At 71.7% G+C, this 13,103-nt stretch carries 17 protein-coding genes; 8 read left to right on the plus strand and 9 right to left on the minus strand.

Annotation, left to right across the window (positions count from 1 at the left end; translation table 11 throughout):
• The first annotated feature begins 24 nt into the window (after window positions 1–24).
• Both KF837_20735 and KF837_20740 read left to right on the plus strand, forming a co-directional pair.
• The gene (locus KF837_20735; protein MBX3229757.1) at window positions 25–828 is read left to right on the plus strand and encodes a hypothetical protein; all 804 of its coding nucleotides are present in this window, start codon (window positions 25–27) and stop codon (window positions 826–828) included.
• The gene (locus KF837_20740) at window positions 825–1,400 is read left to right on the plus strand and encodes a hypothetical protein (GenBank protein ID MBX3229758.1); all 576 of its coding nucleotides are present in this window, start codon (window positions 825–827) and stop codon (window positions 1,398–1,400) included. Before KF837_20735 ends, KF837_20740 begins: the two co-directional genes overlap by 4 nt.
• Window positions 1,401–1,406: 6 nt before the next feature.
• Here the strand turns inward: KF837_20740 and KF837_20745 are convergent, their stop codons facing one another.
• From KF837_20745 to KF837_20775, 7 genes are all read right to left on the minus strand, one after another.
• A complete protein-coding gene (locus tag KF837_20745) occupies window positions 1,407–2,273 on the minus strand; it encodes a hypothetical protein (protein MBX3229759.1) in 867 nt (288 codons plus the stop codon).
• On the minus strand, window positions 2,258–3,493 hold the full coding sequence (locus tag KF837_20750) for a competence/damage-inducible protein A (protein MBX3229760.1): 1,236 nt from the start codon (window positions 3,491–3,493) through the stop codon (window positions 2,258–2,260). Before KF837_20750 ends, KF837_20745 begins: the two co-directional genes overlap by 16 nt.
• Before the next feature lie 7 nt (window positions 3,494–3,500).
• Window positions 3,501–4,334, minus strand: coding sequence for an SUMF1/EgtB/PvdO family nonheme iron enzyme (locus KF837_20755; GenBank protein MBX3229761.1), 834 nt, complete (start codon window positions 4,332–4,334; stop codon window positions 3,501–3,503).
• Window positions 4,335–5,093 carry a fumarylacetoacetate hydrolase family protein gene (locus KF837_20760; protein ID MBX3229762.1) on the minus strand — a complete coding sequence of 253 codons (759 nt, stop codon included), beginning with the start codon at window positions 5,091–5,093 and terminating at the stop codon, window positions 4,335–4,337.
• A 941-nt stretch (window positions 5,094–6,034) separates the two neighbouring features.
• Window positions 6,035–6,700, minus strand: coding sequence for a GNAT family N-acetyltransferase (locus KF837_20765; GenBank protein ID MBX3229763.1), 666 nt, complete (start codon window positions 6,698–6,700; stop codon window positions 6,035–6,037).
• Window positions 6,697–8,103, minus strand: a complete 1,407-nt coding sequence (locus KF837_20770; protein ID MBX3229764.1) for a hypothetical protein — start codon at window positions 8,101–8,103, stop codon at window positions 6,697–6,699. Before KF837_20770 ends, KF837_20765 begins: the two co-directional genes overlap by 4 nt.
• 14 nt (window positions 8,104–8,117) lie before the next feature.
• Window positions 8,118–8,783, minus strand: a complete 666-nt coding sequence (locus KF837_20775; protein ID MBX3229765.1) for a ribulose-phosphate 3-epimerase — start codon at window positions 8,781–8,783, stop codon at window positions 8,118–8,120.
• Window positions 8,784–8,813: 30 nt separating this feature from the next.
• On the opposite strand from KF837_20775, the gene KF837_20780 reads away from it, so the two are divergent.
• Window positions 8,814–9,275 carry a GNAT family N-acetyltransferase gene (locus tag KF837_20780; protein ID MBX3229766.1) on the plus strand — a complete coding sequence of 154 codons (462 nt, stop codon included), beginning with the start codon at window positions 8,814–8,816 and terminating at the stop codon, window positions 9,273–9,275.
• 40 nt (window positions 9,276–9,315) lie between these two features.
• Window positions 9,316–9,843 carry a cyclic nucleotide-binding domain-containing protein gene (locus KF837_20785; GenBank protein ID MBX3229767.1) on the plus strand — a complete coding sequence of 176 codons (528 nt, stop codon included), beginning with the start codon at window positions 9,316–9,318 and terminating at the stop codon, window positions 9,841–9,843.
• Here the strand turns inward: KF837_20785 and KF837_20790 are convergent.
• Together KF837_20790 and KF837_20795 are read right to left on the minus strand one after the other, a co-directional pair.
• On the minus strand, window positions 9,840–10,166 hold the full coding sequence (locus tag KF837_20790; GenBank protein MBX3229768.1) for a hypothetical protein: 327 nt from the start codon (window positions 10,164–10,166) through the stop codon (window positions 9,840–9,842). The genes KF837_20785 and KF837_20790 overlap by 4 nt on opposite strands.
• Window positions 10,163–10,432 carry a hypothetical protein gene (locus KF837_20795; protein ID MBX3229769.1) on the minus strand — a complete coding sequence of 90 codons (270 nt, stop codon included), beginning with the start codon at window positions 10,430–10,432 and terminating at the stop codon, window positions 10,163–10,165. Before KF837_20795 ends, KF837_20790 begins: the two co-directional genes overlap by 4 nt.
• A 129-nt stretch (window positions 10,433–10,561) precedes the next feature.
• Between KF837_20795 and KF837_20800 the strand changes: the two genes are divergently transcribed.
• The 4 genes from KF837_20800 to KF837_20815 all read left to right on the plus strand — a co-directional run bounded on the left by KF837_20800 (window position 10,562) and on the right by KF837_20815 (window position 13,101).
• Window positions 10,562–11,251 (plus strand): ABC transporter ATP-binding protein, encoded by a 690-nt coding sequence (locus KF837_20800; protein MBX3229770.1) that lies wholly within the window; start codon window positions 10,562–10,564, stop codon window positions 11,249–11,251.
• The gene (locus KF837_20805; GenBank protein ID MBX3229771.1) at window positions 11,248–12,270 is read left to right on the plus strand and encodes a hypothetical protein; all 1,023 of its coding nucleotides are present in this window, start codon (window positions 11,248–11,250) and stop codon (window positions 12,268–12,270) included. The genes KF837_20800 and KF837_20805 overlap by 4 nt, the downstream gene beginning before the upstream one ends.
• Window positions 12,267–12,695 carry a nitrous oxide reductase accessory protein NosL gene (locus KF837_20810; protein MBX3229772.1) on the plus strand — a complete coding sequence of 143 codons (429 nt, stop codon included), beginning with the start codon at window positions 12,267–12,269 and terminating at the stop codon, window positions 12,693–12,695. Before KF837_20805 ends, KF837_20810 begins: the two co-directional genes overlap by 4 nt.
• Window positions 12,696–12,813: 118 nt before the next feature.
• Window positions 12,814–13,101: a hypothetical protein gene (locus KF837_20815; protein ID MBX3229773.1), complete on the plus strand. Its 288-nt coding sequence runs from the start codon at window positions 12,814–12,816 to the stop codon at window positions 13,099–13,101.
• Window positions 13,102–13,103: the final 2 nt, after the last annotated feature.

Raw genomic sequence — 13,103 nt, forward strand, 5'->3', positions numbered from 1 at the left:
ATCTTGCTTGCTGCGTCGACGGCGATGGCCCAGGAGCCGACGCCGCCTCCGACAGAGCCGATCCCGCCCCCGCCACCGCCGCCAACGGTTCAGGCCCAGACGACGGTCTCGACCAAGACGGCGAGCGGCAACGGCAGCACCGCTGCCGCCGAGGAGACGAAGGACGACGGCACCACCGACCACGAGAAGGTCGTCGGTCACTTCGGCGTCGGGTACTTCGGCGTGACCGCGCAGCCGATCGGCACCGGCGCTCCCAACGCCGTCGGCCGCGGCACCGTGCAGGTGCCGGTCATCGGAGCGCGCTACTGGCTCTCGAACCGCATCGGCATCGACGGCGGTCTCGGCTTGAACTTCTTCAGCTCGTCGCGCGCGGTCGAGCAGAACGGCGCCGAGACGACGACCGACGGCCCGGCGGTCATCGCGTTCGCGCTGCACGCCGGCGTGCCGATCGCGTTCGCCTACGGCAAGCACTACAAGTTCCTCGCCGTGCCGGAGATCAACTTCGGCTACGCGACGCAGACGGAAGAGGCGCAGAACCCGCCCGCGGGCGCGCCGGTCCCGCCCGACATCCACCGCAGCGGCCTCCGCTTCGACGTCGGCGCCCGGATCGGAACCGAGATCCAGTTCGGCTTCATCGGGATCCCGGAGCTCGCGCTCCAGGCCTCCGTGGGGCTCAACTTCCGCCGCCGCGTGTGGAATGCTTCTCAGGACACGACGCCGCAACCCACGTCGTCGTCCGACGGCGCGACCGACTTCGGCACCACCGTGCAGGCCGATCCGTGGGCGCTCTTCACCAACAACATCGCCGCCATCTACTACTTCCCGTGAGACCTTACGCGCTCGTTCCCGTCGCGCTCGCGGCCGCCGCATGTGTCGGCGGCGGCGGCGCGCTCTCGCAGTCGCTCGAGACGCAGGACCGACCGCCGATTTCGAACGAGGGCGTGTCGAGCTCGTCCGAAGGGGTGAGCGTCTCGAACGAAGGCGTGAGCAGCACGACCGAGTCCGCGGGTCGCAACAGCGTCGAGGGCTCGCCGACCGGAGGCTTCGACTGCGCGGGCACGTATCGGTGCACCTCCACCTCCGACGGCGATTCCGACAGCAGCTCGGTCGTGCTCACGCCCGCCGGCTCCGGCGGCTGCAGCGGAGACGGCGCCGTTCTCCAGGCGGACGGCACGATCCTCGCGAACGGCAGGGCGATCGCGACGTGGACGTCGACGGGGAACGGCTTCACGTTCACCACGCAGACGACGAGCGGGGGTCAGGTCCGCTCGGTCACGGTGACGTGCACCAAGGTCTCGAGCTCGGTCGATCGCCCTTCGCGGGGCGACGACGACGACGACGACGACGATTCGCCGCCGCCGCCCGTCACCATCATCGACGGCGGCGCTCCCAGCGGCTGATCGCGTTCAGGGAGCGAGCTCCGCGCGCGCGCCCTCGGGCAAGAGCCCGGCGGCGCGTCCGCGCGTGAAGAGCTCGTCGATCGCGCGGCGCACGTCGTCCGGCGCGTCGAGCGTGTCCGCGTTCGCGTACATCGCGAGGTAGCGGTCGAGCGAGGCGCGATCGAGCCCCACGTCCGCGCGCGTCTCTGCGTCGAGCAGCGCGCGCGCGACCTCGTCCGCGTGCTCGGCCGCCCATCGGATCGACGCGCGGCACACGCGCGAGACCTTCGTGATGGTCTCCGCCCCGAGGCCCCGCCGGATCGCGTTGCCGCCGAGCGGGAGCGGGAGCCCGCCCGTCACGCGCGCCCACTCCTCGCCGATGTCGACGACCTTCGCCGTCCCCTCTCGCTCGTAGAAGAGGCGCCCTTCGTGGATGAGCAGCGCGGCGTCGATCGCTCCCGCGCGCAGCTCCTCGAACACCTGCGAGTACGGCGCGATCGGCACGACGACCGGCTCGAAGTCGGGGAGGAGCAGGCGCGTGACGAGGTACGCGGTGGTGCGGAGCCCCGGCACGCCGACGCGCTTGCCCGCGAGGTCCGCGAGCGCGGTGCCCGGCTCCTCCGTCACGACGACCGGCCCGTAGCCGCGGCCGACCGACATGCCGTGCGGCAAGAGGAGGTAGTCCTTCGCCACGCGCGCGTAGTGGGCGATCGACACCGCGCACACGTCCGCGCCCTCGCCGCTCTCGGCGCGCCGGTTCAACGTCTCGGTGTCCGCGCGCTCGCTCGTGAAGGAGAGGCCCTCCGTGTCGACCTTCCCGTTCAGGAGGGCCCAGAACATGAAGATGTCGTCGCTGTCGGGCGAGAACGCGAGGCGGATCAGGTTTGTGTGCATGCTGCACGCACCATCGCGAGGCCCTGGTAGGCCGCGAGCGTCTGGATCCAGTGGCGGTCGCCGGGGAAGGTCTGCTCCTTCACGACGTTCCCTTTCTGGGTCGACACCGCGAGGTAGACAAGCCCCACCGGCTTCGTCTCGCTCCCGCCGGTCGGGCCCGCGATGCCGGTGATCGCGAGCGCCACGTCCGCGTTCGAGACGCGGCGCGCGCCGTCGGCCATGCGCATCGCGACCTCCGGGCTCACCGCGCCGTGCCCGCGGAGCACCTCCTCGTCGACGCCGAGCACGGCCTGCTTCGCGGAGTTCGCGTAGGTCACGGCGTCGAGGACGAGGTAGTCGCTCGCGCCGGGCTCGCGCGTGAGGAGGTGGCCGACGAGGCCGCCGGTGCACGACTCCGCGATCGCGAGCGTCCAGCCGCGCGTGCGGAGCGCGCGGCCGACCACGCCGGCGAAGGTGTCGTCGCCGTTGCCGTAGATCACCTCGCCGATGCGGGCGCGCACCTCGCTCGCGGCGCGCTCGGCGAGCTCGATCGCCGCCTTGTGCTCGCCCGCGCGCGCGAGGACCTTCACCTCGATCTCGGGGAAGTGCGCGCGGTACCCGATCGTGACGCCGGGGAACGCGGCCTCGACCCCCGCGAGCCGCTCGCCGACGACGCTCTCGGGCAGACCGAAGGTGCGGTAGCGGATCTGGTGCGAGTCGTTCGGCGCCATCTCGCGGATGCGCGGCACGACCTGCTCCTCGAACATGCGTTTCATCTCCGGCGGCACGCCGGGGAGGAAGAACGCGCGCGCGCCGCGGATCTCGACCATGAAGCCGGCGGCGGTGCCGATCGGGTTCGGGAGCACGGTCGCGCCGGCGGGGAAGTCCGCCTGCTTCATGTTCGACTCGTTCATCGTGCGTCCGAGCTTCTCGAAGCGACGGCGGATGTGCTCGAGCGACGCGGCGTCGCGCTCGAGGCCGACGTTGAGCGCCGCGGCGACGGCCTCGGTCGTGAGGTCGTCCGTCGTCGGTCCGAGCCCGCCGGTCGAGATGACGACCTTGGCGCCGCGCGCGATGCGCTCGAGCGCGGAGACGATGCGCGCCTTGTCGTCGTCGACGGTGCAGTGCTCGAGCACCTCGAAGCCGAGGTCGGTCAGCGCCGCGGCGATCCACGTCGCGTTCGTGTTGGTGAGCTCGCCACGCGTGATCTCGGTCCCGATGCTGAGCACCGCAGAGGTCATGGACTCGTCAGCGTACCGCGCCGTACGCACAGCGGAAGCCGATCGTGGGGTCGCCCTTCGAGGCGACCTCGGCCGACACCTCGGTGCGGGGCCACGTCCGGAGCTCGGTGGCGAGGCTGGTGCGCCACGACCCGCCGCGCACGACCGCGCTCGGCGCATCGACCCATTCCGCGACGTTTCCGGCGAGATCGTGGACCCCGAGCGGGGTCGCGCCGTCGGGGTGCGCGCCCACCGTGTCGGGTCCGGTCGCGCCGTGCGCGCAGGGACCACGCTCCACGCCCCACGCGGCGCGGCGGCACACCGCGCCGGTGTCCCCCCACGGATAGCGGCGCGGTTTGTCGCCCGCGGCCGCGGCGAGCCACTCGTCTTCGGCCGGGAGCCGGCCGCCGCGCGCGGCGCAGTACGCGCGGGCGGCGGCGAGGGGCACGTTCGTCGCGGCCCGCGCGGGATCGCGGTCGTCGCAGGGGACCTTCTGGGCGCGGCAGAAGCGGCCCGCCGTGACCTCGAGGCGATCGAGAGCGAACGCGGCGACGTGGACCGTGCGCGGCGCGACGCGGCCCTCCGCTTCCCAGTCCGACGGACCGATCACGACCGTCGTCTCCGGGATCGCGACGAGCTCGCGCTCCGGCGCGTCGCAGCCGTGCTCGGTCTCGACGAGCGGGGCGGGGCACGGCGGGAGGGCGAAGCAGCGCGTTCCCTCGTGAACGAAGCCGGCGGCGCAGCCGATCTCGGGCTCCGCCGCGTAACACCGGACGAAGAGGTAGCTCGCGATCCCGACCGCCAGGAGCGCGCCGATCGCGGCGAGGGCGCGTCGCGCCGCCGGATCCGCGTCCTGCAGCATTCAGGCGCCGACGACGCCGACGGACAGCTCTCCGATCCCTTCGACCGACACGACGACCTTGTTCCCCGCCGCGAGGGGACCGACGCCCTCGGGCGTGCCGGTGACGATGAGGTCGCCCGGCTCGAGCGTCATCGCCGCGCTGATGTACGCGATGAGCGTGGGCACGTCGAAGATCATCTGCGACGTGCGGCCCTGCTGCTTCAACACGCCGTCCACCGCGCAGCTCACGGCGAGGTCCTTCGGATCGAGCTCGGTCTCGATCCAGGGGCCGACCGGGCAGAACGTGTCGAAGCCCTTCGCCCGCGACCACTGCCCGTCCTTCTTCTGGAGATCGCGCGCGGTGACGTCGCACACGCAGGTGTACCCGTAGACGGAGTCGAGCGCCTGCTCCCGCGCGGCGCGCTTCACGCGGCGGCCGATGACGACGCCGAGCTCCGCTTCGTGCTCCACCTTCTCGCTCTCTTTCGGGAGCACGATCGCCCCGCCGGGCCCGACGACGGACGACGGCGCCTTCAAGAAGAGGAGGGGCTCCTTCGGGACCTCGTTCCCGAGCTCCTTCGCGTGCGCGGCGTAGTTGCGTCCGACGCAGATGATCTTCGACGGCCGCACCGGCGCGCGGAGATCGGCCGCCGACCACGAGATCTCGTGGGACCCGAGTCGCGCGCCCTCGAACGGCGACCCGTCGAAGCGGCGCGCCCGATCGCCGTCGAGCGCGAACCATGCTCTGTCGCCGTTCTTCTCCAGTACACCGACCCGCATGGGTCGGTGAGCTTAGCATGGTCAGGGGGCTCTCTCTCTTGGTCGGGGGCTTTGCCCCCGACACCCCCCGCGCGCGCGGACACGACCCCCGAAGACGGGGGTTGCTTCGCAACCGCTGTGGCGGTCGCGTCCGCGCGCCGGTTGGCCTGGGGGCGGGGCGAGTCTGGTCTTTCATGGTCGGGGGCTTTGCCCCCGACACCCCCCCGCGCGCGCGGACACGACCCCCGAAGACGGGGGTTGCTTCGCAACCGCTGTGGCGGTCGCGTCCGCGCGCCGGTTGGCCTGGGGGCGGGGCGAGTTTGGTCTTTCATGGTCGGGGGCTTTGCCCCCGACACCCCCACCCCGCGACCACGGCCCTCGCGCTTTGCGCTCGGGTTGCTTCGCAACCGCATTCGCGGCCGCGGTCGCGGGGCCCCGGGGCCTGCCCAAGCGCTGGGGTGGTGATGGGGAGCACGGCCCTCGCGCTTTGCGCTCGGGTTGCTTCGCAACCGCATTCGCGGCCGCGGTCGCGGGGCCCCGGGGCCTGCCCAAGCGCTGGGGCGGTGATGGGAGCACGGCCCTCGCGCTGCGTGCTCGGGTTGCTTCGCATTCGCGGTCGCGGGGCCCCGGGGGGTTGGCCAAGCGCTGGGGCAGTGATGGGAGCACGGCCCTCGCGCATTGCGCTCGGGTTGCTTCGCACCCGCATTCGCGGCCGCGGTCGCGGGGCCCCGGGGCCTGCCCAAGCGCTGGGGCGGTGATGGGGAGCACGGCCCTCGCGCATTGCGCTCGGGTTGCATCGCGCCCGCATTCGCGGCCGCGGTCGCGGGGCCCCGGGGTGGCCGGTTGCGCTGGGGCGGTGATGGGAGCACGGCCCTCGCGCATTGCGCTCGGGTTGCATCGCGCCCGCATTCGCGGCCGCGGTCGCGGGGGCCCCGGGCGGCCGGTTGCGCTGCGGTCTCGGGTTAGCGTGAGGTTGAGAGGGGGGTGTGTTGGTGGCCGGTGGGGGTGAAGTTGGTGGGGGCGAGCCAGCGTTGGATGGCGGCGCTGATGCGGGGCCAGTCGCGGTCGAGGATCGCGAACCAGGCGGTGTCGCGGTTTCTTCCTTTTACGATCATGTGCTGCGCGAAGGTTCCCTCGAACGTGAAGCCGAAGCGGAGGGCGGCTCTTCGCGAAGGCTCGTTCTCGGCGTCGCACTTCCACTCGAAGCGGCGGTAGCCGAGGTCGACGAACGCGTGCTGCGCGAAGAGCCACAGCGCCTCCGTCGCCACCCGCGTGCGCGCGATGCGCGGGCCCCACAGGATGCTGCCGATCTCGATCACGCCGTGCTCGGGCGTGATGCGGAGATACGCCTGCCGTCCTTCTGCGCGTCCCGTCGCGCGGTCGATGACGGCGTAGAAGAGCGGGTCCGCTCCGCGCGACGCGGCCTCGATCCATGCGTCGGTCGCGGCGCGATCGGGCGGCGGAGAATCGAAGAGCCAGCGGTAGCGCTCCGGCTCGGCGCGGGAGGCTTCGTCGAGCGTCTCTGCGTGCTTCGCGGCGAGCCTCTCGAGGCGCGCGTAGCGACCTTCGAGCGTCGAGCCATCGGGCCGCGGGCGCGGCGTCCAGGTCGAGAGGTCGGCCCCGCTCATGGATTCGCGAGCACCTCGTCCGCCCACTTCTTCGTCTGCGCGCACGTGGCGGTGGAGGTCCAGCCGCCCGCGCCGCGCTTGGCGGGGCCGGCGGCGATCACGAGCTCGCGGTCCCTCCGCGCGAGGAGGAGCGGGCCGAGATCGCTCCGCTCGAAGCAGATCGCGGTCGGCGTCTCGAGCGCGGGCTTCCCGAGCGTCTTCTTCATGCCCGGCGTGACCTTCGTGAAGGCGCGCTCCGAGAAGCCGTCGGGGCGCGGCCGGTCGGCGTCGTACCGCTCGTGGACCGCGAAGGCCATTTCATCGCCTTTCACGTAAATCGCGGATCGGTCGCCGCCCCAGCCCGACGCGGCGAGGCGCGCGAGGTGGCTCTCGGTCCACTCCTCGTACATGAGCGCGAACTCGAGCTCGCCGAAGGAGTCCTCGTCGTCCTTCTTCCATCCCGAGCCGAGCGCGTTGGCGGTCGGCGGAGACACCGTGAGCGGAGGCTCGTGCTTCTCCCACTTGTCGAAGTGGAGCACCTGCTCCGTCGTCGTCGGCGGGTTCTCCCAGACCCTGTTCACCGCCGCCCAGCCGCCCTTCCGCCGCGCGGCGTTGACGAAGAAGAGACCGTCGACGTACGGCGCCATCAGGCTCGCCTTCAGGATGTGGGGGACGTTCTTGATCGACTCGCCCTTCATGCCCGCCGCCATCATCTCGCGCAGGCTCGACTCCGGCGGATCGAGCGCGGTCATGCTCACGCCGCCCTCGTCCGCCATCGCGTAGTCGATCATCAGGCTCGTCGCGTCACCCTCCGCGAGGCACGCGAGGGCGAGGGTCTTGTCGCCTTCGCCCGGCTTGTACGTGGAGCGGGACTTCAGGTCCCACGACTGGTCCTGCAGCGCGTGCACGAGCTCGTGGGCGAGGGTCGCCTGCGCCTCTTTTCCTTTGAGGTCGTTCGCGAGGTACATCGTGCCGTTCTTCGGCTCGTAGAAGCCCTCGAGCTGCGCGTCGAGCAGCTTCAGGAGCTCGTCGAGGTACACGAACGACGCCGGCGCGAAGCCGAGGAGCTGGAGGAGCTCGCCCTCACGCTTCAGCGCCTCCGGCGGGTACTCGCGGAGCGCCTTCTCCTTGATGCGCCCGACGAGCTCGCTGCGCTCGAGCTTCACGCCGGGGACCGGCCGTTGCGCGTTGACGCCGCGGAGCGCGCTCACGCGGGCGAGCGCCCTCGCGACCTGCTTCGACTCCTTCGAGGCGAGCGCGCTCTCGCTCTTCGGCGCCGCGGGCTCGGCGGTGGTGGCGATCGGCGGCGGCGTCGGGAGCGGGCTCGGCGGCGGCGGCGCGCTCGTCGTCGAGCACCCTGCGATCAGCGCCAGCGCCGCGAGGAGCGTCGCGCGCTGCGTGGCCGCGCTGACGGCGCGACGCACCTCCCCGCGCGGCCTCACTTCGCGCCTCGGATGGCGGCGATCGCGGCCTTGTAGTCCTTCGCGTCGAAGACCGCGCTCCCCGCGACGAGCACGCGCGCCCCCGCCGCGATCGCGCGCGGCGCGGTGTCGGCGTTGATGCCGCCGTCGATCTCGAGGTCGATCGGCAGCTTCCGCTCGTCGATCATCCGCCGGATCGCGGTGACCTTCGGCAGCACGGCGTCGATCATCGACTGCCCGCCGAAGCCCGGGTTCACGCTCATGACGAGCACCTGATCGCAGACGTCGAGGACGTAGCGGATCGTGTCCTCCGGCGTGGACGGGTTCATCGTCACGCCGGCGCGTTTTCCGAGGGAGCGGATGTGCGCGAGCGTCCTGTGCAAATGGGTGCAGGCTTCGACGTGGATCGTGATCGTGTCCGCCCCCGCCTCCGCGAAGGCGTCGACGTAGCGCTCGGGCTCGACGATCATCAGGTGAACGTCGAGCGGCAGGCGCGTGACTTTACGGATCGATTTCACGACCGGTGGGCCGATCGTGATGTTCGGGACGAAGCGGCCGTCCATCACGTCGACGTGGATCCAGTCGGCGCCGGCGTCCTCGACCGCGGCGATCTCCTCTCCGAGCCGGGCGAAGCTCGCCGACAGGATCGAGGGGGCAACGAGGACGCGATCGCCGTGGCTCATCGGGCCGCGAAAGGCTATCAAGAAGTCGTCATGCAGGCGCGCAAGATCACGAAGGCCGACTTCGATCAGATCGTCGAGGTCATCGATCGGTGGTGGGGCGGACCGATGGCCACCTTCGCGCATCCGATCTTCTTCTGGGAGCTCGGGGACAACGCGCTGGTGGTCGAAGAGGACGGGAAGCTCATCGGTTTCATCCTCGGCTTCCTCGTCTTCAAGACGCCGAAGACGGGCTACGTCCACCTCGTCGGCATCCATCCCGATCACCGGCGGCAGGGCGTCGGTCGTCTCCTCTACGAGCAGTTCACCGCGCGCTGTCTCCAGCTCGGCTGCACGCGCATGAAGGCGATCACCACCGTCGCGAACGAGGGCTCGCTCAAGTTCCACGAGGCGATGGGGTGGAAGCACGAAGAGCTGGAGGACTACGCCGGCAAGGGACGCAAGCGCATCGTGTTCACGAAAGAGCTGGTCGCGCCCGGCACGCCGATGGCGTGAGCTTTACAAGCTCCGCGAAGAGCGCGAAGGTCACAGGCAAATGTCTTCCGTGAAGATCCCGGCCGCCGATCCGAAGGTCACGCCTGCGCAGCTCCGCGAGGTCGGCCTGTTCGGCGCGCTCTCCGACGACTTCCTCGAGCACCTGGCCGGCACGCTCTCGGTCCAGCGCTACACGGTCGGCGACGTGATCTTCCGCGAGGGCGATCCCGCGCGCGAGATGTACGTGGTGCTCGACGGCGAGATCGAGGTGTTGAAGAAGAGCCGCCGCGGACGCGAGACGCGGGTGGCGATCCTCGGCCCGAACGACTGCTTCGGCGAGATGTCGATCATCGACATGCAGCCGCGGTCCGCGACGGTGCGCGCGGTCGGCTCGTCGCGCCTCCTCCGCATCTCCACCGAGGAGATGGACGCGCTCTACCGTCACGACCTCAAGAGCTACACCCTCATCGTGCTCAACATCGCGCGCGATCTCTCGCGGCGCCTCCGCGTCGCGGACGGCCTCCTCGCCGACTTCACGATGAACGTGCTCGACGAGTACGCGACGTCCGCCTCGGGCAAGGCGTCTTAGTTTTCGTCTTCGTTACCCGCGTCGCCGGCGTCGGCTTCGGCGTCGCCCGCGTCCGCTCCGCCGTCCGTGCCGCCGTCTTCGTCGGCGACGTTCGGCGGCTCGCCGTCGGGGGACCCGGCCGCTCCGTCGCGGAACGAGTCTTCGGTCTGCGCTCCGCTGTCCATCGTCGGCGGCGGCGCGAAGACGCCTCCGTCGGCGAGAGCGGAAGGCTCCTGCGGCGGGAGCGGCTGCGGGTTCAGCGGATCGATCACGCACGCGACGAGCCCGCCGCCGATGAGGAGCGACGCGCCGAGGCGGAAGCGAGCGCTGCGGGAGAGCTTCACTCCGGCCCCGCGTCGGCGTCCGCTCCTGCGTCCGGATCGGCGCTCGCGTCGCCCGGCGCGGCGGCGACGCCGGAGGAGCTCGTGCTTCCGCCGAAGCCGCTCGAGGAGGAGCCGCTGGCCGTCTCGGGATCGCGCTGATCGTCGTCGTCGTCTCCGGTGACGGGCGGGAGCGGCTGCGGGTTCAGCTCGCCGCTGCACGCCACGACGGCGGCGCCGCCGATGGCAGCGAGGAGGGCGAGGTGGACGAGGCGACGGCGGACGAGCACGAGCGGACTAATAGCAGCGAGCGTACCAGGCGCGACGCTGCGTGGAAAATCACGACGGTGCGGGGCCACGGTCGCGCTCGTACCCTGACAGCTTGCGAGCGGGTGGCTCACGTTGGCACAATCGCCGCGATGACCCAGGAGATCGCGGTCCGCGTCGAGGACGTGGTGAAGAGGGTCAAGGACGGCTCCGAGCGGCGCACCGTCATCGACGGCGTCAGCTTCGAGATCGGTCGTGGCGAGCTCGTCGTCGTCCGCGGGCCCTCGGGGAGCGGGAAGACGACGCTGCTCGCGCTCGTCGGCGCGATGCTCTCGCCGACGAGCGGCGAGGTGCACATCGACGGCGAGCCGACGTCGCGCCTGCGCGAGGCGCACCGCGCGGAGATCCGGCGGCGGAAGGTGGGCTTCTTGTTCCAGGACCTCCAGCTCCTCGACGGCCTCACCGCGCTCGCGAACGTGCTCCTCCCGCGCGTGCCCGACGGCGTGACCGCCGACGACGAGAAGCGCGCGCGCACGCTCCTCGAGCAACGAGGCCTCGGCGCGCTCGCGGGCTCGAAGGCGAAGGGGCTCTCCGGCGGCGAGCGCCAGCGCGTCGCGCTCTGTCGCGCCCTCCTCGTCGATCCGAAGCTCCTCGTCCTCGACGAGCCGACCGCGCACCTCGACGACGCGCACGCGAAGACGATCGCGGAGGACCTCGCCGCGCTGGCGAAGGACGGCCGCGCGCTCCTCGTCGCGACGCACGACGCGCGCATCACCGCCGGCATGCCGGCCGGCGCGCGCGTCCGCGTGCTAGACCTCGTGGCAGGGAAGCTGAGCGCATGACGAACCTCCTCGAGCCGTGGGTCCTCGTGCGGTTGGCGGCCGGCGTCGTCGCGTTCGCGTTGTTCGCGCGCGCGGCGGTCACGGCGCAGCGGGTGCTTCGTTACTTCGACGTGCGTCGCGCGACGGAGGGGCAGCTCGCGCTCGAGAAGCGGGTGGAGCTCGCGGCGACGTTCGCGCGTGTCGCGGCCGTCGTGCAGGTCGCGGCGCTCGCGCTCACCGCGCTCTCGGCGGACCGCTTGAGCCGCGGCGTCCGCGGCGCGATGTGCGCGTACGGCGTCTTCGCGGCCCACGAATGGGGCTTCCGCGCGCTCGCGATCACGGGCGGCGTCGCGCTCGCGGCGGGGATCGTCACGCAGCTCTACGCCTTCGACGCGCGGGTGCGAACGCTCGACCTCGCGCGCCCGCTCGCGATCGCGACCTGCGTGATGGCGCCGCTCTCCGCCGTCGATCTCCTCGCGACCGGCAAGTTCCTCCTCGGGCTCGACCTCAGCGTGGTCGCGTCGTGCTGCTCGGTGCAGCTCGATCCCGTCGCCGCGACGGGAGAGACGTTCGCGACGGGCCCGCGCGTGCTCCTGACCGCGATCGCGTGCGGCGGTACCGTGCTCTCGATCGCGGCGGCGCTCCTCGCCGCGCGCGCGCCCTCCCGCCGCGCGGTCCTCGCGGCGGGGGCGCTCTCGGTGGTGACGTTGCCGGCGGCGCTCGCGGCGTCGGTGCTCGAGGTCGCGCCGCACGCGTTCGAGGTGCCGTCGCACGTCTGTCCGTTCTGCCTCCTCCGCATGGACGTCTTCGCGCTCGGCTATCCGCTCTACGGCGCGCTCTTCCTCGCGACGGCGTGGGGGGGCGGCGCGGCGGTGAGCGCGCTCCTCGCGCGCGGGGGGGCGGCGACGACGGCGCTCGGCGCGTTCGCGTCGCGGCGGCTCCGCTTGGGCGCCGCGGCGTGGGCGTGCGCGCTCGCGCTCGGCGCGTTCCCGGTCGTGCGCTTCGCCGTCGTCGGCAACGGAGCGTCGCTGTTCCCATGAAGCGAAGGGCCTTCGTTCACGCGTGTCTCGTCGGCGGCCTCGCGCTCGCGTGCAAGAAGCCGGCGGCGGAGGAGCGGTGCAAGCACTGCGGGATGAAGATCGATCCGGGGAGCGCGTGGACCGCGAAGCTCGTGCTCGCGGACGGGACGCTCGTGCCGTTCGATACGCCGCGCTGCGCGTTCACGTCCTGGCGCAGCGGCAAGACGCCGGCGAAGGACCTCCGCGTGCAGGAGTATTACGACCGCACGTGGCGCGAAGCGGGCGAGGTCACCTTCATGATCGGCGGTGACGTCCTCGGGCCGATGGGCCCCGACCTCGTGCCGGTCGCCACGCCTCTGAAGCTGAAGTTCATTCAGGACCACGGCGCGGACCGCGGCGTGAGCGCCGACGAAGTGACGCCCGAGGTCCTCGCGTCCATCAAGTAGCTTCCGTCGGCAACGCGCGTGGCAACCGCTCGTGCCGGTGCCGAAAGCTCGCACCAACCGACTCATCTCGAGCGCACCATCGCTTGCAGTCTGCACGACACGCGGTAGTGTCCGAACGATGGAACCTGGTGGGGAGCCGAGGCCGTCACGTATCGATCTTCCGCCGCGCCTCCGGCGCACGCTCGAGCTCGTCTACGGCGTGCAGGGCGTGACCGCGGCGCGCGTCTGGCACTGGCCGGGCCGCGTCTCGGTCGGCATTCGTCCGGGCGCGTTCGCGTCCCCGTCGGAGCTCCTCGATCGCGTCGAGCGCGCCGTCGCCGGCCTGCGCGAGCCCGAGGAGACCTGGGACTTCGGCCTGCTCGAGATGGCGGAAGACACGACGCCCGCCACAATCAGCCACGCCTGAGG

Source organism: Labilithrix sp., assembly GCA_019637155.1.
Lineage (GTDB): Bacteria > Myxococcota_A > Polyangia > Polyangiales > Polyangiaceae > Labilithrix.

What these genes read in the sequence shown, in the direction of transcription:
- KF837_20735 (MBX3229757.1), top strand. Translation starts at nt 25, where the DNA reads ATGGCCCAGGAGCCGACGCCGCCTCCGACAGAGCCGATCCCGCCCCCG.
- KF837_20745 (MBX3229759.1), bottom strand. Translation starts at nt 2,273, where the DNA reads ATGCACACAAACCTGATCCGCCTCGCGTTCTCGCCCGACAGCGACGAC.
- KF837_20750 (MBX3229760.1), bottom strand. Translation starts at nt 3,493, where the DNA reads ATGACCTCTGCGGTGCTCAGCATCGGGACCGAGATCACGCGTGGCGAG.
- KF837_20755 (MBX3229761.1), bottom strand. Translation starts at nt 4,334, where the DNA reads ATGCTGCAGGACGCGGATCCGGCGGCGCGACGCGCCCTCGCCGCGATC.
- KF837_20760 (MBX3229762.1), bottom strand. Translation starts at nt 5,093, where the DNA reads ATGCGGGTCGGTGTACTGGAGAAGAACGGCGACAGAGCATGGTTCGCG.
- KF837_20765 (MBX3229763.1), bottom strand. Translation starts at nt 6,700, where the DNA reads ATGAGCGGGGCCGACCTCTCGACCTGGACGCCGCGCCCGCGGCCCGAT.
- KF837_20775 (MBX3229765.1), bottom strand. Translation starts at nt 8,783, where the DNA reads ATGAGCCACGGCGATCGCGTCCTCGTTGCCCCCTCGATCCTGTCGGCG.
- KF837_20780 (MBX3229766.1), top strand. Translation starts at nt 8,814, where the DNA reads ATGCAGGCGCGCAAGATCACGAAGGCCGACTTCGATCAGATCGTCGAG.
- KF837_20785 (MBX3229767.1), top strand. Translation starts at nt 9,316, where the DNA reads ATGTCTTCCGTGAAGATCCCGGCCGCCGATCCGAAGGTCACGCCTGCG.
- KF837_20800 (MBX3229770.1), top strand. Translation starts at nt 10,562, where the DNA reads ATGACCCAGGAGATCGCGGTCCGCGTCGAGGACGTGGTGAAGAGGGTC.
- KF837_20805 (MBX3229771.1), top strand. Translation starts at nt 11,248, where the DNA reads ATGACGAACCTCCTCGAGCCGTGGGTCCTCGTGCGGTTGGCGGCCGGC.
- KF837_20810 (MBX3229772.1), top strand. Translation starts at nt 12,267, where the DNA reads ATGAAGCGAAGGGCCTTCGTTCACGCGTGTCTCGTCGGCGGCCTCGCG.
- KF837_20815 (MBX3229773.1), top strand. Translation starts at nt 12,814, where the DNA reads ATGGAACCTGGTGGGGAGCCGAGGCCGTCACGTATCGATCTTCCGCCG.